The organism is Curtobacterium sp. MCBD17_019 (genome assembly GCF_003234555.1).
Classification (GTDB): Bacteria; Actinomycetota; Actinomycetes; order Actinomycetales; family Microbacteriaceae; genus Curtobacterium.
In genome coordinates this window covers 14,445-35,961 of record NZ_QKTT01000022.1, presented here as the reverse complement: position 1 = coordinate 35,961, position 21,517 = coordinate 14,445, and the positions used below count along the sequence as shown (strand labels likewise).

Annotated in this window: 19 protein-coding genes, 1 tRNA gene and 1 riboswitch; of the genes, 9 read left to right on the top strand and 11 right to left on the bottom strand. The window is 72.3% G+C overall.

Annotated features, from left to right (window positions below):
- Nucleotides 1-411 precede the first annotated feature (411 nt).
- From treZ to glgX, 3 genes are read right to left on the bottom strand one after another with little or no spacing between them, the layout of a single operon-like run.
- Entirely contained in the window at nucleotides 412-2,199 is a 1,788-nt protein-coding gene (treZ, locus tag DEI82_RS15100; protein WP_111037475.1) for a malto-oligosyltrehalose trehalohydrolase, read from the bottom strand.
- Nucleotides 2,196-4,628 carry a malto-oligosyltrehalose synthase gene (gene treY, locus DEI82_RS15095; protein WP_258372091.1) on the bottom strand — a complete coding sequence of 811 codons (2,433 nt, stop codon included), beginning with the start codon at nucleotides 4,626-4,628 and terminating at the stop codon, nucleotides 2,196-2,198. The genes treZ and treY overlap by 4 nt, the downstream gene beginning before the upstream one ends.
- Nucleotides 4,625-6,898: a glycogen debranching protein GlgX gene (gene glgX, locus DEI82_RS15090; protein WP_111037474.1), complete on the bottom strand. Its 2,274-nt coding sequence runs from the start codon at nucleotides 6,896-6,898 to the stop codon at nucleotides 4,625-4,627. Before glgX ends, treY begins: the two co-directional genes overlap by 4 nt.
- 157 nt (nucleotides 6,899-7,055) lie before the next feature.
- Between glgX and DEI82_RS15085 the strand changes: the two genes are divergently transcribed.
- From DEI82_RS15085 to DEI82_RS15065, 5 genes are all read left to right on the top strand, one after another.
- Entirely contained in the window at nucleotides 7,056-7,379 is a 324-nt protein-coding gene (locus DEI82_RS15085) for a hypothetical protein (protein WP_111011631.1), read from the top strand.
- Between the two features lie 82 nt (nucleotides 7,380-7,461).
- Nucleotides 7,462-7,571: riboswitch (TPP riboswitch) on the top strand.
- Complete coding sequence (locus tag DEI82_RS15080) at nucleotides 7,564-8,316, top strand: ECF transporter S component (RefSeq protein ID WP_258372090.1); 753 nt, start codon at nucleotides 7,564-7,566, stop codon at nucleotides 8,314-8,316. (Overlaps the previous riboswitch by 8 nt.)
- Nucleotides 8,316-9,830, top strand: coding sequence for an ABC transporter ATP-binding protein (locus DEI82_RS15075; protein WP_181435244.1), 1,515 nt, complete (start codon nucleotides 8,316-8,318; stop codon nucleotides 9,828-9,830). The genes DEI82_RS15080 and DEI82_RS15075 overlap by 1 nt, the downstream gene beginning before the upstream one ends.
- Nucleotides 9,827-10,618, top strand: coding sequence for an energy-coupling factor transporter transmembrane protein EcfT (locus DEI82_RS15070; RefSeq protein ID WP_258372089.1), 792 nt, complete (start codon nucleotides 9,827-9,829; stop codon nucleotides 10,616-10,618). Before DEI82_RS15075 ends, DEI82_RS15070 begins: the two co-directional genes overlap by 4 nt.
- Nucleotides 10,611-11,357: an ATP-binding protein gene (locus DEI82_RS15065; RefSeq protein WP_258372088.1), complete on the top strand. Its 747-nt coding sequence runs from the start codon at nucleotides 10,611-10,613 to the stop codon at nucleotides 11,355-11,357. The genes DEI82_RS15070 and DEI82_RS15065 overlap by 8 nt, the downstream gene beginning before the upstream one ends.
- On the opposite strand, the gene DEI82_RS15060 is transcribed toward DEI82_RS15065, so the two are convergent.
- The 3 genes from DEI82_RS15060 to DEI82_RS15050 form a co-directional block, all read right to left on the bottom strand.
- Nucleotides 11,312-11,656 (bottom strand): metallopeptidase family protein, encoded by a 345-nt coding sequence (locus tag DEI82_RS15060; RefSeq protein WP_111014107.1) that lies wholly within the window; start codon nucleotides 11,654-11,656, stop codon nucleotides 11,312-11,314. The two genes, DEI82_RS15065 and DEI82_RS15060, sit on opposite strands and share 46 nt — an antisense overlap.
- A 55-nt stretch (nucleotides 11,657-11,711) precedes the next feature.
- Nucleotides 11,712-12,452 carry a TetR family transcriptional regulator C-terminal domain-containing protein gene (locus tag DEI82_RS15055; protein WP_111037473.1) on the bottom strand — a complete coding sequence of 247 codons (741 nt, stop codon included), beginning with the start codon at nucleotides 12,450-12,452 and terminating at the stop codon, nucleotides 11,712-11,714.
- Nucleotides 12,453-12,676: 224 nt separating this feature from the next.
- Nucleotides 12,677-12,749: transfer RNA gene (locus DEI82_RS15050), tRNA-His, on the bottom strand.
- Nucleotides 12,750-12,924: 175 nt separating this feature from the next.
- On the opposite strand from DEI82_RS15050, the gene cysK reads away from it, so the two are divergent.
- From cysK to epsC, 3 genes are all read left to right on the top strand, one after another.
- Complete coding sequence (gene cysK, locus DEI82_RS15045) at nucleotides 12,925-13,863, top strand: cysteine synthase A (RefSeq protein WP_111037472.1); 939 nt, start codon at nucleotides 12,925-12,927, stop codon at nucleotides 13,861-13,863.
- Nucleotides 13,864-13,932: 69 nt separating this feature from the next.
- Nucleotides 13,933-14,196, top strand: a complete 264-nt coding sequence (locus DEI82_RS16310) for a hypothetical protein (protein ID WP_111037471.1) — start codon at nucleotides 13,933-13,935, stop codon at nucleotides 14,194-14,196.
- The gene (gene epsC / locus DEI82_RS15035) at nucleotides 14,190-14,720 is read left to right on the top strand and encodes a serine O-acetyltransferase EpsC (protein ID WP_111037476.1); all 531 of its coding nucleotides are present in this window, start codon (nucleotides 14,190-14,192) and stop codon (nucleotides 14,718-14,720) included. The genes DEI82_RS16310 and epsC overlap by 7 nt, the downstream gene beginning before the upstream one ends.
- A gap of 180 nt (nucleotides 14,721-14,900) precedes the next feature.
- Here the strand turns inward: epsC and DEI82_RS15030 are convergent, their stop codons facing one another.
- Entirely contained in the window at nucleotides 14,901-15,842 is a 942-nt protein-coding gene (locus DEI82_RS15030; RefSeq protein WP_111037470.1) for a glycyl-tRNA synthetase, read from the bottom strand.
- A 449-nt stretch (nucleotides 15,843-16,291) separates the two neighbouring features.
- Between DEI82_RS15030 and DEI82_RS15025 the strand changes: the two genes are divergently transcribed.
- Nucleotides 16,292-16,789, top strand: a complete 498-nt coding sequence (locus DEI82_RS15025; RefSeq protein ID WP_258372087.1) for an MmcQ/YjbR family DNA-binding protein — start codon at nucleotides 16,292-16,294, stop codon at nucleotides 16,787-16,789.
- Nucleotides 16,790-16,940: 151 nt separating this feature from the next.
- On the opposite strand, the gene DEI82_RS15020 is transcribed toward DEI82_RS15025, so the two are convergent.
- From DEI82_RS15020 to DEI82_RS15005, 4 genes are all read right to left on the bottom strand, one after another.
- A complete protein-coding gene (locus tag DEI82_RS15020; RefSeq protein WP_111037469.1) occupies nucleotides 16,941-17,582 on the bottom strand; it encodes an MOSC domain-containing protein in 642 nt (213 codons plus the stop codon).
- A gap of 168 nt (nucleotides 17,583-17,750) precedes the next feature.
- The gene (locus tag DEI82_RS15015) at nucleotides 17,751-19,001 is read right to left on the bottom strand and encodes a low temperature requirement protein A (RefSeq protein WP_258372086.1); all 1,251 of its coding nucleotides are present in this window, start codon (nucleotides 18,999-19,001) and stop codon (nucleotides 17,751-17,753) included.
- Nucleotides 19,002-19,128: 127 nt separating this feature from the next.
- The gene (locus tag DEI82_RS15010; protein WP_111037467.1) at nucleotides 19,129-19,770 is read right to left on the bottom strand and encodes a MarR family winged helix-turn-helix transcriptional regulator; all 642 of its coding nucleotides are present in this window, start codon (nucleotides 19,768-19,770) and stop codon (nucleotides 19,129-19,131) included.
- Nucleotides 19,767-21,512, bottom strand: coding sequence for an MFS transporter (locus tag DEI82_RS15005; RefSeq protein ID WP_258370232.1), 1,746 nt, complete (start codon nucleotides 21,510-21,512; stop codon nucleotides 19,767-19,769). Before DEI82_RS15005 ends, DEI82_RS15010 begins: the two co-directional genes overlap by 4 nt.
- Nucleotides 21,513-21,517 lie beyond the last annotated feature (5 nt).

Sequence of the window (21,517 nt, the reverse complement as noted above, 5' to 3'; positions counted from 1 at the left end):
ATCCTATTCGTCGGCAAAGTCAAATGTGTATAAGAGACAGCACCAGAGCGGGTAGTCCAGCAGGCGGCCAGGCGGCCAGGCGGCGAGGCGGCCAGGCGGCGAGGCGGCCAGGCGGCGAGGCGGCGAGGCGGCGAGGCGGCGAGGCGGCGAGGCGGCCAGGCGGCGAGGCGGCCAGGAGGCCAGGGGGCGGGGGACCGGGCGGCCGCGCGGCCAGCAAGGAGGCAGGCGCCGCCGGCAGCGAGCGCGTGCGGACCTTGTGACGCGCAGAGGGGCAGAGCGGGGCGGCGCGGGGCGACCGGGTGCTCATCCCCGAGCGCGGTGCGGGGACGGGACGGCACCCGGCCCCACGTGCGGACGGGCAGAGCAGGGGCGGGGCATACCCGCCCCGCCCCACTCCGCGGAACGGACGGGTCAGCGCAGGACGACGACGCCCCGGCCGGTGAACTCCACGCCGTCGGCCGAGGCGGTGGCACCATCCGTGGCGAAGAGCACCTCGGCGCCGGATACGACGGGCACCGAGGCAGCGGCGTCCCCGAAGTGCACCACGATGTGGATGTCCGAGCGCGTCAGAACCAGCCAGCGGTCGTCCTCGGAGAACCGGACGCTGTTCGACGAGAAGCGCCAGTCGACCAGGGCCTCTTCACGGCGGCGGAGCGCGATCAACGCCCGGTAGGCGTCGAGGATGCGACGGCCACGCCCCTCGAGGGTCTCCTCCCACCGGAGCTTCGACCGTCGGAACGTCTCGGGGTCCTGGGGGTCGGGGACGATGTCCGGGTCCCACCCCATCTGCTCGAACTCCTCGATGCGACCCTTCGCCGTCGCGATGCCGAGGTCCGGCTCGGGGTGCGACGTGAAGAACTGCCACGGCGTCGACGCGGCGAACTCCTCGCCCATGAACAGCATCGGCGTGAACGGCCCGAGCAGGGTCACGGCGGCGGCGACCACCAGACCGGCCTCGTCGAGGTGCTCCGCCAGGCGGTCGCCCGTGGCGCGGTTGCCGATCTGGTCGTGGTTCTGGTTCGCGACGACCAGCGCCGTGGTGGGCGCGGTCTCGGTGTCGATCGGCTGCCCGTGTCGACGTCCTCGGAACGACGACCACGTGCCGTCGTGCAGGAACCCGCGCTCGAGCACCTTCGCCAACGCGGCGAGTGGTGCGAAGTCGGCGTAGTACCCGGTGGTCTCACCCGTGAGCGCGACGTGGAGACCGTGGTGGAAGTCGTCCGACCACTGCCCGGTCAGCCCGTAGCCGTGGGCCTCGCGCGGGCGGAACATGATCGGGTCGTTGAGGTCCGATTCGGCGATGAGGGACAGCGGCTTCCGGATCCACTGCGCGAACGCGTCGGTCTCCGAGGCCATCTGTGCCAGGACGTGCGGCCGGGTGGTGTCGCGGATCGCGTGCACGGCGTCGAGTCGGAGCCCGTCGACGTGGAAGTCCCGGAACCACATGCGGACGTTGTCGAGGACGAACGCCCGGACCTCGGGCTGCTCGACGTTCACCGAGTCGCCCCAGGTGTTGCCGAGCCCGGCGAGCAGGTACGGCCCGAACAGCGGCAGGTAGTTCCCGCTCGGCCCGAGGTGGTTGTAGACGACGTCCTGCACCACGCCGAGACCGAGTGCGTGCGCCCGGTCGACGAACCGCTGGTACGCGGCGGCGCCCCCGTACGGAGCGTGCACGGCGAACCAGTCGACGCCGTCGTACCCCCAGTTCCAGATGCCGTTGACCGCGTTGACGGGCAGCACCTCGACCAGGTCGACGCCGAGCGCGACCAGGTGCTCGAGGCGGGCGGCAGCGGCGTCGAGCGTGCCCTCGGGAGTGAAGGTGCCGACGTGCATCTCGTAGATCACGGCGCCCCGGGCCGGACGCCCGGTCCAGCCCTCGTCGCTCCAGGAGAAGGCGTCGAGGTCGATCACCTCGGACAGCCCGTGGACGCCGTCGGGCTGCGACAGCGTGCGCGGATCGGGGACCACCGCGTCGTCGTCGCCGAGTCGGAACCCGTACCGGGCGCCGACGACGGGCGTGACGGCATCCGTGCTCCACCAGTCGTGGTCGTCGCGGGTCAGTTCGTGGTCCGTGCCATCGACGACCAACCGCACGCGGTCGGCGTCGGGGGCCCACACCTCGTACCGGCCGGCACGGATCGGTCCAGAGCGGAACGAGGAGCCGGTGCGGACGGTTCCGGCGGGCGGTTCGGGGATCATGCGTGGCCTTCCATCGTGACGCCCGAGGGCTCGTCCGTCGTGTTGGCCGCCGGCGCCAGGAGCGCGACGGGGTAGGTGCTGAGCAGGTCGGCCACGGCGATACCGCGTCCCGCCCGGAACGTCCGGCCGGTGAGGACGTCGATGCGGTCCTCCGGCACGGGGTGGATCATCGTGTCCGCCCAGCCGCCGGTCCGTTCGAGTCCGATCGGGAGGCGCGTGGCCACGACCACGGCACCGCCGCGGTCGAACGCGACGACGTGGTCCGCGGTGACGCCCGAGGCCGGCACCGGCAGGTACCGCGTGAAGAGCTCGGGCCGGTCGCGGCGCAGGTGCAGGGCGGCCGAGGTCACGAGGAGCTTCGCCGCGCCGGAGGCGTCGACCGGGGGCAGTGCGCCCTCCTCCACGGCGACGAGGAGACGTCGTCGCTCGGCGTAGTCCACGGGTCGTCGGTTGTCCGGGTCGACGAGGGAGCGGTCCCACAGCTCGGTGCCCTGGTAGACGTCCGGGACGCCGGGGCCAGCGAGCTGCACGAGCTTCATGCCGAGGCCGTTCGACCAGCCGGCGGCTTCGATGCGACGGTCGATCGCGTCGAGCTCCGCGACCACCTCCGGATCGTCGAACGCGGCGTCGACGAGCGCGTGCATGCGCTCCTCGAAGGGCTCGTTCGGGGCGGTCCAGGTCGTGGTGTTCCCGGCCTCACGCGAGGCCTTCTCGGCGTAGGCGTGCAGCCGCTCGCGTGAGGCGGGCCGCGCGCCGACGATCGCCTGCCAGAGGAGGTTCGCGAGCACGCCGTCCTCGAGCGGTGCGAGGGCGTTCAGACGCTCGAACGCGGCGACCCACTCGTCACCCAGCTCGGCGAGCGTCGCGATGCGGGCGCGGGTGTCCTCGCTCCGCTTCGTGTCGTGGGTCGTGAGCGTGGTCATGGCGTGCGGCCAGGCGGCGAGGCGACCCTCTTGCGCGCGGTGGAACTCGGTCGGCGTGATGGAGAACACGCTCGGGTCCGTTCCCACCTCGCTCAGGCTCGTCAGGCGCGAGTAGCGGTAGAACGCCGAGTCCTCGACGCCCTTCGCCATGACCATCCCCGACGTCTGCTGCAGGCGGATCGCCGCCGGGTGCTCGGGGTCGGCGAGGAACGGGGCGATCCGGTCGATCACGGGGTCGAGGTCGGGACGGCGCTCGCACGCGGTCTCCAGGGCCTCGACGAGGTCGTGTGCGCCCTCCGGAAGGTAGGTCCGGTAGACGCCGAACGACGCGGTGACCTCGGCGACGGCGTCCTCGATGACACGAGGGTCCACGTCGGGCACCTCGGGCGCCAGGAGACGGGTCAGTCGGGCGACCTCGCTGCCGAGGATGCCGTCGGTCACGTCGCGCCGGGTGCCGTGCGTCAGGAGGTCCCACCGGAAGGCGTCCCGTTCGCCGCGCAGCCGCGAGTCGAGCGCGCCGAGCGGCTCCGCGCCGGCCGGGTCGACGAACAGGCGGTCGACGTACCCGAGGGCGTCGTAGCCCGTCGTGCCGTCGACGGGCCACGAGGCGGGCAGCTCCTCGCCGGGCTCGAGGATCTTCTCGACGAGGGTGTACGCCCCGCCGGTCAACTCGGCTAGGTCGTCGAGGTACCCCGCCGGGTCGTACAGGCCGTCCGGGTGGTCGATGCGGAGACCGTCGACCTGACCGTCGCGGAACCACTGCCCGATGAGGCCGTGCGAGGCGGTGAACACCTCGGGCTCCTCGACCCGGATCGCGGCGAGGGTGTTCACGGCGAAGAACCGGCGGTAGTTGAGGTCGTGGTCGGCGCGACGCCAGTGCACGAACTCGTAGTGCTGGCGGTCGTGGACGCTGCGCACGTCGTCGCCCGGGTTCACGGTCCCCGGGGCGGTCGGGTAGGCGGTCGTCCCGACCATGAGCTTGTCGCCCTCGAGCGTGATGGCGTCCAGGCCGTCCTCGGTGCTGTTCTCGAGGTCGTAGTCGAGCACGGGCACGCGGATGCGTCCGCCACCCGCGGCCCAGTCGACGTCGAACGCGTCGGCCACCGCGGAGTCCCGCCCGTGCGTCAGCAAGTCTTCCCACCAGGGGTTCGACGCCGGGTCCGCGACGCCCATGTGGTTCGGCACGATGTCGACGAGGACCCCGAGCCCGGCCGCGTGCGCAGCGGTCGTCAGTGCGCGGAACGCGTCGTCGCCGCCGCGGGACACGTCGATCCGGGAGTGGTCGACGACGTCGTAGCCGTGGCTCGACCCCGCTTCGGCCTGGAGGACCGGGGACAGGTAGACCCAGTCGGCACCGAGCGCGGCGATGTAGTCGACGACCTCGGCGGCGGCCGTCAGGTCGAAGTCGGCGGTCACCTGGAGGCGGTAGGTGGAGTCCGGGACGCGACGTGCGCCTCCCGGACGGCGAGCGGGCACCGCTGCCTGCTCGTTGTGGGTCGAGGTCACGTCGGGTCTCCCTTGCCGGCATCGGCGGTCGGTGCCGGGCGCGGGGTGCCCGGCGGGGTGGCGGTCATGGCCTCCGTCGCGGTGTCGACGCCGTCGGGGGCGGTCGGGGTCGCGGTCGGAGCGCTCGTGGTGGTCGTCGACACCGGTGTACTCGTCGGCTCCTGCGGGGGTTCCGCGCGGAGCACGAGCATCGAGCGCGCCGGCACGTCGAGTGGCTCTCCGGCGGCGACGATGTCGCCCTTCTCGCCCGGGTCGGCCGTGTCGATCCGGATCTTCCACGCGTGGGCGTACTCGTCGGACGGCACCGTGAACGTGACGGTCTCGGAGTGGGCGTTGAAGTACATGAGGAAGTTGACGTCGGTGACGCGTCCGCCGCGGGAGTCACGGCCGCGGATGCCGTCGCCGTTGAGGAACACCCCGACGCTCTTGCCGAAGCCGGAGTCCCACTCCTCCGGCTGCATCGCGTCGCCTTCCGGGGTGAGCCAGACGATGTCCGGCAGCGGCTCGTCCTGCCCGCGGCGCACGGGTCGGCCGTTGAAGTACCGGGTCCGTCGGAACGTCGGGTGGTGGCGCCGGAGGCGGACGACCTCGCCGACGAAGTCGATGAGCTCCTGGTCGGCGTGCGCCCAGTCGATCCAGCTCAGTTTTGAGTCCTGCGCGTACACGTTGTTGTTGCCGAGCTGCGTGCGCCCGAGTTCATCGCCGTGCAGGATCATCGGCACGCCCTGGCTGAGCAGGAGCGTCGCGAGGAAGTTCCGGCGTCGCTGGAGCCGGAGCGCCGTGATCTCCGGGTCGTCGGTGGGGCCCTCGACCCCGGAGTTCCAGGATCGGTTGTGGCTCTCGCCGTCGTTGTTGTCCTCGCCGTTGGCCTGGTTGTGCTTGTCGTTGTAGGAGACCAGGTCGAGCAGCGTGAAGCCGTCGTGGGCGGTGATGAAGTTGATGCTGGCCACCGGGCGGCGCCCGTCGTGCTCGTACAGGTCGGCGGATCCGGAGATGCGCGAGGCGAACTCACCGAGCGTCGACGGCTCGCCTCGCCAGAAGTCGCGCACGGTGTCGCGGTACCGCCCGTTCCACTCGGTCCACTGCGGCGGGAAGTTCCCGACCTGGTACCCGCCGGGCCCGACGTCCCACGGCTCCGCGATGAGCTTGACCTGCGACACGATCGGGTCCTGTTGCACGAGTTCGAAGAACGTCGCCAGGCGGTCGACCTCGTAGAACTCGCGGGCGAGCGCGGCGGCGAGGTCGAACCGGAAGCCGTCCACGTGCATCTCGGTCACCCAGTACCGGAGCGAGTCCATGATGAGCTGAAGCGAGTGCGGGTGCCGGACGTTGAGCGAGTTCCCCGTTCCCGTGTAGTCGCGGTAGTACCGCTGGTCGTCGTCCATCAGGCGGTAGTACGCCGCGTTGTCGATGCCCTTCAACGACAAGGTGGGTCCGAGGTGGTTGCCCTCGGCGGTGTGGTTGTACACGACGTCGAGCACGACCTCGATCCCGGCGTCGTGCAGGGTCCGGACCATCGCCTTGAACTCCTGCACCTGCTGCCCACGGTCCCCGCTGGCGGAGTAGTGCGAGTGCGGGGCGAAGAACCCGATCGTGTTGTACCCCCAGTAGTTGCTGAGGCCCTTCTGCTGCAGGATCGAGTCGTTCACGTACTGGTGCACGGGCATCAGTTCGAGCGTGGTGACCCCGAGCCGCTTGAGGTGCCCGATGACCGCTGGATGCGCGACGCCCGCGTAGGTGCCCCGTTGCTCCTCGGGGATGTCCGGGTGGGTCTTCGTCAGGCCCTTGACGTGGGCCTCGTAGATCACGGTCTCGCCGTAGGGGACCTTCGGGTGTCGATCGCCCTGCCAGTCGAAGAACGGGTTGATGACCACGCCCTTCACCATGTGCGACGCCGAGTCCTCGTCGTTCCGGCTGTCGGGGGCGCCGAAGGTGTACGAGAACAAGGACTGGTCCCAGTCGATGTCTCCACTGGTCGCCTTGGCGTAGGGGTCGAGCAGGAGCTTGTTCGGGTTGGCTCGATGCCCGCGCTCCGGGGCGTACTCGCCGTGCACGCGGAATCCGTACTCCTGCCCCGGACCGACGTTCGGCAGGTAGGCGTGCCAGACGTAGGCATCGACCTCGATCAGGTCGATGCGGGTCTCGGTGCCGTCGTCGTCGAAGAGGCAGAGCTCGACGCGTTCGGCGGCCTCGCTGAAGATCGCGAAGTTCGTGCCGCTGCCGTCGTACGTCGCACCGAGGGGGTAGGGGTTGCCGGGCCAAGTCTGCAAAAGCGGGACCTCCTGGTCGATGACCGGCCCAACCTATCGGCACCGCTCGGCGATGTCCGGAGCGCAGCCACGCCTGTGGACGGTCGGCGGTCCCGTTCCCCTGTGGACGGCCGGGGTGCCCGTGCTCCCGCCAATGCTCGGGAGTAGCCTCGCGCGCATGACGAACATCGCGGCGCAGCTCGCCGACAAGGTCCGCCCGCTCGGGGTCGCCACGAACTACGGCGACCCGATCGAGGTCGGTGACGCCACCATCGTGCCCGTGTCGATCGGGTGGTACGGCTTCGGCGCCGGCGGTGACCAGGACGAGAACGGCGGTGGCGGGGGCGGCAGCGCGTCGATCCCCGTCGGTGCGTACGTCCGCCGCCCCGGTCGTGCGCTCGTGTTCGAGCCGAACATCATCGCCCTGCTCGCGGTCGCGACGCCGTTCGCGTGGACCGTCGGCACGGTCCTGCGCAAGCTGGTGCGCGCCCTCAAGAAGTAGCGGACGGGAGGCGCGGGACCGGGCCTCCTGCCCGGCCACGGATCCATGCGTGGGGACGTGGCCCACCGCGCCTATACTCGGGGCCACACACACGGGAGTCCGCGACCTGCGGGCTGAGAGGGAGCGAACGGCGCTCCGACCGTCGAACCTGATCCGGGTCATGCCGGCGCAGGGAGGAGTCACCATGCGCGAGCGCGCGTCCACGCCCATGCCCACCGCGACCGGCCCCGCCGCGACCGGCCCCGCCGCGACCGGCCCCGCCGACCGGGCAGCCGACCCGGCCCTCCAGACCGGCAGCGCGGCTGTCACCGACGGAGCCCCGCAGCCCTCCCGTCGCCGTTTCCGGTGGCGCGTGGTCGACATCGTCGTCGCGAGCGTCCTCGGGGTCGGGGCGGGTCTCGTCTTCACACTGTGGGACCTCGGCTACTCCCCGATCAGCGTCGGACTCGGTCTGGTCCTCCCCGGGTCGCAGTCCCTGGTCGGCGGCGTCTGGCTGTTCGCTGGCGTGCTCGTCGGCGTCGTCGTCCGGAAGCCGGGCGCGGCGCTCTACGGCGAGGTCGTCGCCGCGAGCGTCGAAGCGCTCGTCGGCAACGAGTGGGGCGGCTGGCTCACGCTCGTGTCCGGGCTCGTCCAGGGCCTCGGCGCCGAGATCGTCCTCGCGCTGTTCCTCTACCGCGTGTACCGAGCGCCCGTCGTCGTCCTCGCGGGCGCCGCTGCCGGGCTCGCCCTCGGGATCAACGACTCGGTGCTCTGGTACCCGGCGTACGCACTCGCGTTCAAGGTCGTCTACATCGTCTGCGCGATCATCTCGGGTGGCGTCATCGCCGGTGGCGGATCGTGGCTGCTCGTCCGCGCGCTCGCCCGCACGGGCGTGCTCAGTGCGTTCGCTGCCGGCCGGGAGGCCCGTCGCCGCCCGCAGCGTCCCTCCCGGTCCTGATGCCCACCGCCGCCACCGACGGACGGACGCGCCCCGCGGCGATCCGGTTCCGTGGCTGGGGGCGTCGGTACCCCGACCGTGACGTCTGGGCCGTGCGCGGCGTCGACCTCGACGTCCGGCCCGGGGAACGCGTCGCCGTGGTCGGCGCGTCCGGCTCGGGCAAGTCGACGCTCCTCCGGGCCGTCGCGGGGGTCCTCGGTGACGACGACGCGGACGGCACGCAGCCGGGTGACGTCGGCGCGGGCGTCGAGGAGGGCGGCGTCCTCGTCGACGGGCAGGACCCGCGCCGCGTGCGGGGCCGCGTCGGGCTCGTCATGCAGGACCCCGAGGCGCACACCGTGATGTCGCGCATCGGCGACGACGTCGCGTTCGGCCCCGAGAACCTCGGCGTCCCGCGAGCCGAGATCGGTCCGCGCGTCCGCGAGGCGCTCGCGCTCGTCGGACTCGACCTCCCGCTCGACCGCTCGACCTCGGCGATGTCCGGCGGGCAGCGGCAGCGCCTCGCCCTCGCCGGGGTCCTCGCGATGCGGCCCGGGGCACTCGTGCTCGACGAACCCTGCGCGAACCTCGACCCCGACGGCGTGCGGCAGGTCCACGACGCCGTTCGCGACGTCCTCGTGGCCACCGGGGCCACCCTCCTCGTCGTGGAGCACCGCATCGGCACCTGGCTCGACCTCGTCGACCGGCTCGTGCTGCTCACGCCCGGCGGTGGGATCGCGGCCGACGGGGCGCCGGAGGAGGTGCTCGTCCGGCACGGCACGGCGCTCACCGCAGCGGGCGTCTGGGTGCCGGGCGCGGAACCCGACCCACGTCCGCTCCGGACCGGTGGGGAACTGCTGCTCCGGGCCTCGGGGCTCGCGACGGCTCGAGGGCGTCGCAGCCCCGTCGGCCACGACATCGACACCGAGGTCCGCACCGGCCGCGCGCTCGGGGTGACCGGACCGAACGGTGTCGGCAAGTCCACCCTCGGCCTGACGCTCGCGGGGCTGTTCCCGCCGGCCGGCGGCGTGCTCGCGGCGTCCGACGCACTCGCGGCCGGTGCGGGGCCGGTGCCCTCGCGGTGGTCGAGCCGCGACCTCGCCGCCCGGGTGGGGACGGTCCTCCAGGACCCCGGCCACCAGTTCGTGGCCCGCAGCGTCCGCGAGGAACTCGCCGTCGGACCGGTCGCCACCGGGCTCGACCGCCACACCGTCGACGAGCGCGTCGACGCGGTGCTCGCGGCGTTCGGCCTCGACGCCCTCGCGGACGCGAACCCGTTCACGCTCTCGGGAGGCGAGCAGCGCCGACTCGCGATCGGTACCGCGATCGTGGCGCGGCCGCCCGTCGTGGTCCTCGACGAACCGACGTCCGGCCAGGACCGCGCGACCTGGCAGGCGATCGTCGACCGGCTCACGGAGCTGGCGGACGCCGGGTCCGGCATCGTCGCCGTGACGCACGACGCGGCGCTGCTCGGCGCGCTCGGCGCCGACGAACTCCGGCTCGCACCAGCGCGCGTGGAAGCGGGTGCCGCGTGATCGCGCTCGACGGACCGCCGACCGCCGAGCGGCACGGCCGGGGGCCCCTCGACCGCGTCGCCCCCGTGGCCTCGCTGCTCGGGGGCGTCGCCCTGGCCGTGTGCCTCGTGACGACCCTCGACGTCGTGTCGGCCGCGGTGGCGCTCGGCCTCGAACTCGTGCTCCTGCCGATCGTCCGGGTGCCCATGCGGTCGCTGCTCCTCCGCGCCGCACCGGTCCTCGTCGCGGCACCCGTGGCCGGGGTGAGCATCGCGCTCTACGGACGCGCATCGGGCCGCACCTGGTTCGACCTCGGGTTCGCCCACGTCACGGACGGCTCGCTGGTGCTGGCGATCGCCACCGTGCTGCGGCTGCTCGCCATCGGGCTGCCCGCGGTCGCGCTGTTCGCACGCGTCGACCCGACGGACCTCGCCGACGGCCTGGCGCAGGTCCTGCACCTGCCCGCGCGGTTCGTGCTCGGCGCGCTCGCCGCCGTGCGGATGACGACCCTGATGCGCGAGGACTGGCGGCAACTCGCCATGGCACGACGTGCCCGGGGCATCGCCGACCGCGGCCGGGTGCGGCGTGGCGCGTCGATGGCGTTCGCCCTGCTCGTGCTCGCCCTGCGCCGTGCGACGACGCTCGCCGTCGCCATGGAGTCGCGCGGCTTCGGTGCCCCCGTCCGGCGCACCTGGGCCCGGCCGGTCCGGTTCGGGGGAGCGGAGTGGGCGATGGTCCTCGTGTGCACCGCGGTCGGCCTCGTCGCGATCGCCGCCGCCGTCGTGGCGGGGACCTGGCACCGTGTGTGAGGGCCGGGACGCCCGCGCGCCGCTGGGTGCCGGTGCCTCGTGGCCCGCGCCGGGCGCCGGGGTCCCGGCGACGGCTCGCTTCGTCGACGGCGAGGGGCGCCCGGTGGACGTCCGCGCCCTCGTCCATCGCATCCGTGCCGCAGGCAGCGGTGTCGGCACCGGTGCCACCCGCGCGAGTGCCGGGCGCACGGCTCCGGCACCGCGCGTGGTCGTCCTCGTCGACGGGCGGTCCGGCACCGGCAAGACGACGCTGGCGGACCAGCTCGCCGCAGCCGTGCCCGCGCAGGTCGTCCACCTCGACGACGTCTACCCCGGCTGGGACGGACTCCGGGCCGCCGCCGACGCCGTGGTGCGGGACGTGCTCGCGCCGCCGGACGCGACCGGACGCCCGGGATGGCGGCGGTGGGACTGGGCGGCGGGCCTCCCGGCCGGATGGGTGTCGGTCGCACCCGACCAGGACCTCGTCGTCGAGGGGTGCGGCGCGCTGTCCCGGGCCGCGTCGGGCATGGCGACGTTCCGGATCTGGCTGGACGGCGAGGACGACGCGCGCCGCCGTCGGGCACTCGACCGCGACGGCCCGGTCTTCGCGCGGGAGTGGGACCGGTGGGCCGCGCAGGAGGCCGCGTTCATCGCCGAGGAGCAGCCACGGGAGCACGCTGACGTCGTGCTCCGGATCGCCGAGCCCGACGCGGGTCAGTCCCAGCCGAGCTCGTGCAGCCGATCGTCGTCGATGCCGTAGCAGTGCGCGATCTCGTGGACGAGGGTCGTGTGCACCTCGTCGCGGAGCTGCTGCTCGGTGTCGCAGGACGCCAGATGCGCGAGCCGGAACACGACGACCCGGTCCGGGAGCTCCCCGAACCCGTACCGGTCCCGCTCGGTCACCGCGACCCCGTCGTAGCGGCCGAGGAGGTCCTCCCCGTCCTCGGCGGCGTCCTCGACGACGAACGCCACGTTCTCCAGCCCGTCCACCATCTCGTCGGGGAGCCGGTCGAGCTCGTCGACGACGAGGTCCTCGAACCGCTCGGGCGACATCTCCATCACGGCACGATCGTCGCACGGGGCGCAGGACCGTGCATGCGTCGGGGACGCGCGGTCACGCCTCCCAGACGGGTGCGACGTACCGTTGTCCCCACCCGTCGCGCATGCGGGTGATCGCGCGGTCGAACGCGCCGAGCAGGTCGATGCTCGGGCGGACCATGGCCTGGAGCTGCAGGCCCTCGTAGAGCGCGATGAGCTGCTCCGCGCCGCGAGCCGGCTGCATCGTCTGCGGTTCACGGCCCGCCTCGATGTCGTCCACGAGGCTCTGCTGGATCACCAGGTGGAACTGCCGGTAGCGGTGCTGCAGCATCGGCGCGAGCGCGTGGCCCGGCGTCGCCGCGATGCTGAGGAGCGCGACGAGGAACCGCATGAGCGACGGCTCCGCCGCGTTGTCCGCCATGATCGCCCGCACGAGCCGGATCGTGCCGTGCGACCGCGCGGTCGGGAGGAGCGGGGTCATCCGTGCGCTGTTCCACCGGTCGAGCGTGGCCAGGACCAGACCGTCCCAGGACGGGAAGTGGTGGCGGAGCGCCTCGAGCGTCAGGCCCGCCTCGGCGGCGACCGCCTCGGCCGTCACCTCGTGGAAGGCCGTCGTCTGGAGGACGCGGATCATGCCGTCGATGATCTGGACCCGCGAGTCGGCGGCGATCTGCCGGTCGGCCTGCGCGGCGTCGGAGGCCGTGTGCTGGTCGGTGCCGCGGGTGCCGGGTTCGTCCGCGCCGAACTCGTCGGTGTCGTGCGTCTGGCTACGCAGCGTCCCGAGCGGCAGGTGCAGGTGGCTCTGGATGTCGGTCACGGGCTCCTCGCGGTGTCGCCGGGCGGACGCCTCCGGACGGCTCCGCTCGTGCTCCCATTCGACCGCCTCCGCGCGGTCGCCGCCAGGCCCAGAACTGGGGCGGCTGCGCCGGTTCCGCGACGTCCGTCGCGTACCGCTGCCCGGTCCGCTCACGCGACCACGGTCCTCCAACGACGAAGCGGATGACCGGTGTGGACCACCGCGGCCATCCGCTTCGTTCTCGGGGTGAGTAACGGGGCTCGAACCCGCGACCTCCTAGACCACAACCAGGCGCTCTACCAGCTGAGCTATACCCACCATGTCGCGTCCGGGGCGTGGAACGCGGCTCACCGATTGTAGTACACACGGGAGGCCCGGCGAACCACCGCCTGCGGGTCGCGCCCGTCATCCGGCCGGGCCACGCGCATAGAATCGGCCTCGGCCCGCGCCTGCGAGGGATGCGGCGACGAGCACGACCACGACGGGACTGGCAATGACGGGCACGATCCACGACGACATCACCCAGGCGTTCGGCAACACGCCCCTGGTCCGCCTCAACCGGTTGCCCCGTCCCGGCAGCGCCGAGGTGCTCGCGAAGCTCGAGTTCTACAACCCCGGTGCGAGCATCAAGGACCGACTCGGTGTGGCGATCATCGACGCCGCCGAGGAAGCCGGCGACCTGCAGCCCGGCGGCACGATCGTCGAGGGGTCGAGCGGCAACACCGGCATCGCCCTCGCACTCATCGGAGCAGCGCGCGGCTACCGGGTCGTCATCACGATGCCGGACACCATGAGCATCGAGCGTCGCGCCGTCATGCGTGCCTACGGTGCCGAGATCGTGCTCACCCCCGGGTCGGAGGGCATGAAGGGCGCCGTCGCTCGCGCCGCTCAAATCGTCGACGAGACCCCGGGAGCCGTCCTCGCGCACCAGTTCGAGACGGCCGCGAACGCCGCGATCCACCGGCGGACCACCGCACAGGAGGTCCTCCGCGACACCGACGGCAAGGTCGACGTCTTCGTCGCGGGCGTCGGCACCGGCGGGACGATCACCGGCGTCGGGAACGTGCTCAAGGAGCAGGTGCCGGGCGTGCAGATCGTCGCCGTCGAGCCGGCGGACTCCCCGCTGCTCACCAGGGGGACCGCGGGGCCGCACAAGATCCAGGGCATGGGCGCGAACTTCGTCCCCGAGGTGCTCGACCGCTCCGTGATCGACGAGGTGTTCGACGTCGAGCTCGACGACGCCCTGCGCGTGGCCCGTGCCCTCGCCACGGATGAGGGCATCCTCGCGGGCATCTCGTCCGGCGCCATCATCCACGCTGCGATCGAGATCGCCGCCCGGCCCGAGAACGCCGGCAAGCGCATCGTCGCGATGGTGTGCGACACCGGCGAGCGGTACCTGTCGACCGTGCTGTTCCAGGACCTGGTTGCGTGACTGACCGTCCCGGAGGCGTCGTTCGGCGCGGCGGGTCCGTGGCTCGGGGCGCGTCTGCGGTTGGTGCGGATGCGGGTGCTGGTGCTGGTGCTGGTGCTGGTGCTGCGGGTGCGGGTGCTGGTGCTGCGGGTGCGGGTGCGGGTGCGGGTGCTGCGGGCGCTGCGGGCGCTGCGGGTGCTGGTGCTTCCGGTGCTGCGGCTTCCGGTGCTCGACACCGGTCCGAGGTCCCGGCGCCCGAGGCAGCGGCGGAGACCCCGGGCGTCGCCGTTGACGATTCAGGAAACGGGGTGCTTCCCCGGGCCTCCGGCTCTCGGACCCGCGTCGGCATCCTGAATCGTCTGCGCGAGGACGTGGCCACCGCCCGGCGCAACGACCCCGCGGCGCGCGCCGACGGTGAGGTCGCCGTGCTGTACTCGGGCCTCCACGCCGTGTGGGGGTACCGGATCGCGCGGCGCCTGTGGCGAGCTCGCGGTCTGCCCGGATCGCGTTTCGGGGCCCGGCTGCTGTCGCAGCTGGTGCGAACGGCCACCGGGATCGAGATCCATCCGGGCGCGCGCATCGGTCGGCGGTTCTTCATCGACCACGGGATGGGAGTGGTGATCGGCGAGACGGCGGTCATCGGCGACGATGTACTGATGTACCACGGCGTCACCCTCGGCGGGAAGGGCGGCGGCCAGGGGCAACGGCACCCGCGCATCGGCGACCGAGTGATGCTCGGTGCGGGCGCGGTGGTCCTCGGTTCGATCACCGTCGGGTCTGATTCGGTGGTGGGAGCGGGAACGGTCGTGACGCATGATGTGCCTCCCGGCTCGCTGGTCACGGGCCAACCCGGCGTCGCGCGTCCGCGTCGGCGCTGACGGGCTGGCTGCTCGCGGCCGGGGGCCGGTTCCGCTCAGCGGCAGGTCATTGCAGTGCAGCTGGCGACGGAAGGGCTGCGTGAGCGACGGGAGGGGCCGTGAGGCGGCGAACACGCTCACACGGTGCCTCGCGCGCACCCGATCGTGCCGGCCCTCCGTGTACGGGGCTCGGTATCGCGGCTACCAGGTGGGTGCGGGGAGGGGACCGCTGCGACGGAGGTGCCACCGTCGCCGAGCACCGGGCGTCTCCCGCACCGCGCGCACCCATGCTGAACGGCGCCCTTGCGAGCGCGTCCTCGAGGCTCGCTCGACGGCGGCGACCACTTGCGGCCAGAGCGTCGCGATCATCCGCGCGGACACCCGAAGCGGGACCAGACCTGACGCGGCGATCGTGAGGTCCTTCCGCCGGTCTCGCTCGAAGGTGGCTTCGTGGAAGGCACGACCGTCGATCTCGAGTGCGACAGCACCGTTGACGAGGAGGTCGACGCGTTCGCCGGTCGGGAGAGGGAGTTGGGGACGGACGGCGTGGCCCGCTCGGCGGAGTCTGGTCCTGGCGATGCTCTCCGGGTAACTGTCGCAGCGGGGATCCGCCCAGTCGAGGACGCCGCGAGCGTCTTCCGGGAGCGAGCCGACCGCGGCCAGGACGTCGCCGCGCGTCAGTGCGCCGGAGTGCATGGCCCAGTCGAGCAGTGCGACGGCTTCGTCGAACGGAGCGTCCACGATCGCGCGGGCGAGTGCGTCACGAGGATGGACTGCCCACTCCGAGCCGCGGTCCTGCACCCGCGGCGGGTCGTACACGACGCGGACGCCACGTCGGGGTCGGAGACGGGCGGCGTTCCGCGGAACGGAGACCGTGATCGGCGCCGGTGTGCGGCGCCCGTCGGCGCTCCATGGCAGCAGCGGGGCCAATGCGCTGGAACCGGTGAGCCGACCCCCGACGCGGACGGCGACGAACCGTGGGTCCTCGGGCGCCCAGGTCGAGTACCACCCGCGGCGCGGGCGGCGGACGGTGCCGGTCCTGACGGCAGCGGTCAACTGTCGGTCGCGCACTCCTGCGCTGACCAGGTCGCGTCGGTGCAGGAGCCCGCCCGCCGCGGAGACGAGGTGTTGGACGTGGTTCATCTCGTCGATGGTGCCGGGTTGCCTCGGCTTCGTGCTCGCTCCCGGAGGAACCCGGGGATGACCGCCGTGTCGACCATGCTGTGGAGGGGGCACAGAGCGCGGGCTTCGTTGCTCGCTCAGGAACCGGCCTCCCGGTTCCGGCCGTTCCGGCGGTCTGGAGGCCGTTTTCCTGACTTGTCGACGATGAGATCGGCTGGCGGGCTGGCCGGCTGGCCGGCTGGCCGGGTGGTCGGCTGGCCGGCTGACTCGCGGCCCGGCTGGCCGGCTGACTCGCGGCCCGGCCGGGCCGCCCGGCGGGGCGAGCGGCGATGGCGGCGGGGCGAGCGGCGATGGCGGCGGGGCCGGGTGGTGGCGGCCGTTGTGCGGGCACGCGGGGACGGTGTGAGGGGCGGGCACAGTGTCCGGCGGCGTCGGCCGGTCCGGCGGGAGACGGCGCGAGCAGGCGGGGCGTGCGACTCCAGAGCGCGGGTGAGCGATGGAGGAACGTCGCGAAGGGCCGGGCCAGCGTCGGTGGTGTGCGGCAGGGTCGGGGCATGGACGGGCCCGGACTGCACGCGACGGCATTGCGCGTCGCCGCGGGGCTGCCGGCCGTGACGCAGGGGCAGCCGTTCGGCGAGGGAGCTGAGGTATTCAAGGTCGTCGGCAAGGTGTTCGCCATCGTCAGCGAGCTCCGCGGCACTCCGATCGTCTCCCTGAAATGCCGGCCGCCACACGCAGCGGCGCTCGTTCGGGATCATCCGGAGATCACGCCCGGGTACCACTTGAACAAGCAGCACTGGATCACGGTCGCGCCGGGTGCGGGGGTCGACGAGGTCCTGGTGGAGGATCTGGTCGGCAACTCGTACGACCTCGTGGTCGCCGGGTTGCCTCGGCATCGGCGGCCGCTGGATCCCTGGCGCCGCGGGGACGTCGGCGACTCGCGGCCAGCTCCCGACAGCGCGGGATGAACCGAGTCACGTCGGGCGTCGGGTCCCGAGCGGGCGGGCGGGTCCTCGGTGCGTTCGTGACCGTGCCGTCATGACCGCACGTTCGTGATCGTGCCTTCGTGACCGTGCCGTCGTGACCGTGCCGTCGTGACCGTGCCGTCGTGACCGCACGTCAGAGCGAGGCCGGGACCCCCGAGAGCACCTTCCGGGCGACCGCCTCGATCTTGTGCGGGAGCCCGCGGCCGCCCTCGAGGAGCACGACCGCTTGATCCCGCCCGAGGCCGGCGAACACATCCGCGACCGTGATGCCGTGTGCAGGCCGGTCGAAGCGCTCGATCCGATCACCGACTTGGACGGCTCCGGACCGGACCACACGCAGGTAGGCGCCGGTGCGGTTGGCGTCCGTGAAGGTCCGCACCCACTTGTCCACCTTCATGCGGCGAGCGAACGTCGCGCACGGGACCCGCGGCAGCGTCACCTCGAGCACGAGACCGTTGCCGACCCGCCAGCGCTCGCCGACCACGGCGGTGCTGACCTCGATCCCGCTCGTCCGGAGGTTCTCACCGAACAGGCCAGGCTCCACCGGACGCCCGAGCACCGTACCGAAGTAGGCCGCGTCCTCGTCCGCGTACGCGTAGACGGCCTGGTCTTCGCCGCCGTGGTGCTTGCGGTTCGCCTGGACGTCGCCGTGGAGGCCGAGTGGACGCACCCGCAACGGTTCGGTCACCGGCCGCTTGTCGATCGCGGTCACCCCGACCGTCCCGGAGTCCGGGATGAGCTGGTGCACGCGGCAGACGGCCGTGACGAAGGGCATGTCGCCATCGTTCCGCCATCCGGGCTCACGATCAACCTCGCGGCGTTGCCGACACCGCCGGCAGGGCGGGCGTTGTCGACGCTGCGGACGGAGCGAGCGTGGCTGTGGCTGTGGCGGTTGCAGTCGGCAGGGAAGGCGTCTCCGCCGCGCACGCGGCCCGCGCTCCGGTCAGCTGACTCGACCGGACGCCGGAGCGACCGCTCGCGCCCGACCCGGGCTCCGGACCCCGCTCGTGCCGCGGCCCTGATTCCGGTCCGCGACCTCGAGCGTCACGACGATCGCCGCCAACAGGATGGCGGTCAGCACCAGCGAGAGCTGCGGGAGGAACGCGCTGAAGCCGGCTGCCAGGGTGAGGACGACCACGAGGGCGCTGGTGGGCCTCCCGAGCGTCGGCCGGAGCGCGAGCGCCCAGACGGCGAGCACGAACGCGGCGACCGGCACCGAGATGGTCGCGGCGGCCGCAGCTGGAGCGAGGCGCGCAGTGCCTTCGCTGGCGGCGATCGCGACCTCGATCCCGGCTGGCATCGCGGCGGCGGCAGCGAACACGACGTAGTGACCGTAGCCGAAGGCCAGAGCCCTCGGCAGTGAGGTGATCCGGTCGTGCTGGCTGCGCGCGAAGGAGATCCACCACATCGCCGCCACGATGACGAGACCCGCGCCGGCCAGGGCCAGCAGGGGCCCGATGCGCTCCGACGCCGCCAAGGCCCCGATCACCGCGTTGGCGCTCGCGACCAGGCCCTCACCCAGGACGATGAGCGTGAAGAGGCTGTATCGCTCCGCGATGTGCCGGGTGTGCCACGGGGTGGTGTCCGTGCGCTCCGCGACGACGGGGACGGCGAGCTCGGCGACGACGAGCAGGAGGAACGTCAGGGTCGACGCGAGATCGGCCAACACCGTGACGCGGAGGACCCAGAGCACCTGCACCACGGTGATCCCGACGGCGTACTCGAGCGCGGTGCGGCGGTACCGCGTGTGCGCCGACGCCGCCCGGAGCCACTGACTCACCATGGCGAGGCGCATCACCACGTAGCCCATGGTGGCGACGAAGTCGTCACCGTGCTCGATCGCCGGTCCGATGCCGGCCGCCAGGACGAGCACGCCGGCCATCTGCACGAAGGTGGTGACGCGGTAGAGCCAGTCGTCCGTGTCGAACGACGTGGCGAACCACGTGAAGTTGACCCAGGCCCACCAGATCGCGAAGAACACGAGGACGTAGCCGGTGACTGCGTCCGCGAGGTGACCACGCACCTCGAGGTGATGCAGGTCCGTCGCCGCGAAGGACACCGCGACGACGAACACGAGGTCGAAGAACAGCTCCAGCGGACTGGCTGCTCGGTGGGCTTCGGTCGGGTCACGGGGCACCATCCGCCGCAGGCCGGCGGCAGGCCACCGTCGCGTCGGGCTGTTCGGGATCGTCACGGTGTCATAGTGGCAGCGCCGGGGGCGGTGCAGGGGTGGCGGAACGTGCCGCCGTGGACAGCGCGGCACGGCGACGACCTGTGGAGGGAGCGCCGTAACATCCGCCCGCCAGGAGGCCCGGCTCGCGTCAAGCCTGGGAGGTCGCCGCCGGCACTGCGGCGAGCGCCTCGCCGGAGACGGTGTCACTCAAGGCTCCGCCGCCAGCCCGGCCGCTCGCGGTCCCGCCGCCAGCCCCGCCGCTCGCGGCCCCATCGCTGGCGGAGTGCGCGGAGTGCGCGGAGTGCGCGGAGTGCACCGACCCAGTTGGCGTGGCGGAACGACCGGAGGGCGCGGGCAGGGGCTCGACCTGTGCGACCCGCTCGAGCGCGTCGAGTGCCCCTGCGATGGCACGCAGGTCGCCGTCGTCGAGATCAGCGAGCAGCTGCGACACGATGCCCGCGCGCTCGTGGCGTGCCTCGTGCACGGCTGCGACACCCGCGGGGGTGGCCGTTATGACGGACGCGCGGCCGTCGAGTGGATCCGTGACCCGTTCGATGAGCCCGCGCGCGTCGAGGTCGCTGAGCACCCGCGTCATCGTCGGCTTCGTGACGACCTCGTGTCGGGCGAGGTCGCCGGGCCGCAGCGGACCGAGCCGCACGATCGTCGACAGCGCCGACAGCAGGCCGTAGCTCAACGCGCCGGTGCCGGGCCGTGCCCTCCGATTGATGCGTCCGACCGCCACGGCCAGGCGCGCGGCGACGTCGCCGCGGTCGATCGGGGTCTCGGTCATGCACGCGCTCCGTCGGTCACCGGGTCCTTGGTCGTGGCGATGGTACCGGTGTCGCCGTCGGCGTGCACGTATCGCTTGCCTCGGATGAGCGAGGCGATGGCGGCCACGACGGACATGATCGCGGCGGCGGCGAAGACCACGACGAGTCCGTGGTGGAACGGCCCGGAGATGAGCTGCGGGAAGAACTCCTTGCCCGTGAGGGTCGCGGCGTCGACGCCCGGACGATGCAGCACCCCGGACGGCCCGAGCAGGTTGCCGATCGGGTTGTACCCGAGGAACGCAGCGAACAGCGAGCCCACGGGCGGGGTCTGGCCGATCTGCTCCGCCACCGTCGAGGGCACGCCGTGGGCGCTGAGGCCCCGCGTGAGCGTCGCCGGCAGCGTGGTCGACAGTCCGGCGATCATGAGCGAGAAGAAGATGCCGATGGACAGCGAGGTCCCGGCGTTCTGCACGGTGCCCGCCATGCCGGACGCCGCACCGCGCTGGTGCTTCGGCACGCTGTTCATGATCGCGCTGCGGTTCGGAGCGCCGAACATGCCCGAGCCCAATCCGCTCAGACCGGTGATGATCGCGAAGAGCCAGTACGGGAAGTCGACCGGGATGAGCAGGAGCGCGACGAAGGTCCCGGCGACCACGACGAGTCCGGTGGTGGCGAAGGCACGTGCGCCGAACCGGTCGGACAGGGTCCCCGAGAGCGGCCCCGCGATGAGGAAGCCGATGGTGATCGGCAGCATGTAGATGCCGGCCCAGAGCGGCGTGTCCTCGTAGGAGTAGCCGTGCAGCGGCAGCCAGATGCCCTGCAGCCAGATGATGAGCATGAACTGCAGGCCGCCGCGACCGACCGAGGCGAGCAGACCAGCGAGGTTCGCCATCGCGAACGCCCGGATGCGGAACAGCCCGAGGTCGAACATCGGCTGGGCGGATCGGAGCTCGATGACGACGAACGCGATGAGCATGAGCACGCCGAGACCGATCGCTCCGTCGACCCAGGGGTTGGTCCACCCGGTCGCGCTGTTCCCGTAGGGCTGGATCCCGTACGTGATGCCCGCGAGGACCGCGGTGAGTCCGGCGGCGAACGTGAGGTTGCCCGGGATGTCCAGTCGCCCGGGGTTCTTCGTCCCCACCTCGTGCAGCGACTTGTAGGACCAGATGGTGCCGATGATGCCGATCGGGACGCTCACGAAGAAGACCGCCCGCCAGTCGACCACGGCGAGCAGACCGCCGACGATGAGGCCGATGAACGACCCTGCGATCGCCGCGACCTGGTTGATGCCGAGCGCCATGCCGCGCCGGTGCGCCGGGAACGCGTCGGTGATGATCGCCGTCGAGTTGGCGAACAGCATCGCACCGCCCACACCCTGCACGAGTCGCCAGATGATGAGCCACATGGCTCCGGATCCGCCGGTCCAGGGGTCGAGCGCCAATGCCACGGACCCGAGCGAGAACACGACGAACCCGAGGTTGTAGATGCGGACCCGGCCCAGCATGTCGCCGAGTCGCCCGAATCCGACCACGAGGACGGCGGTCACGAGCATGTAGCCCATGAGCATCCAGAGCAGGTAGCTCACGTTCCCCGCGCCGAGCGGGTTCAACCGGATGCCCTTGAAGATCGCGGGCAGCGAGATGATCACGATCGACGAGTTGATGGTCGCCATGAGCATGCCGAGCGTGGTGTTGCTCAGCGCGATCCACTTGTAGTGGGGGTGGTCCTTGGTGAACAGGGCCGGGCGGGCTGTGGTCAACGTGC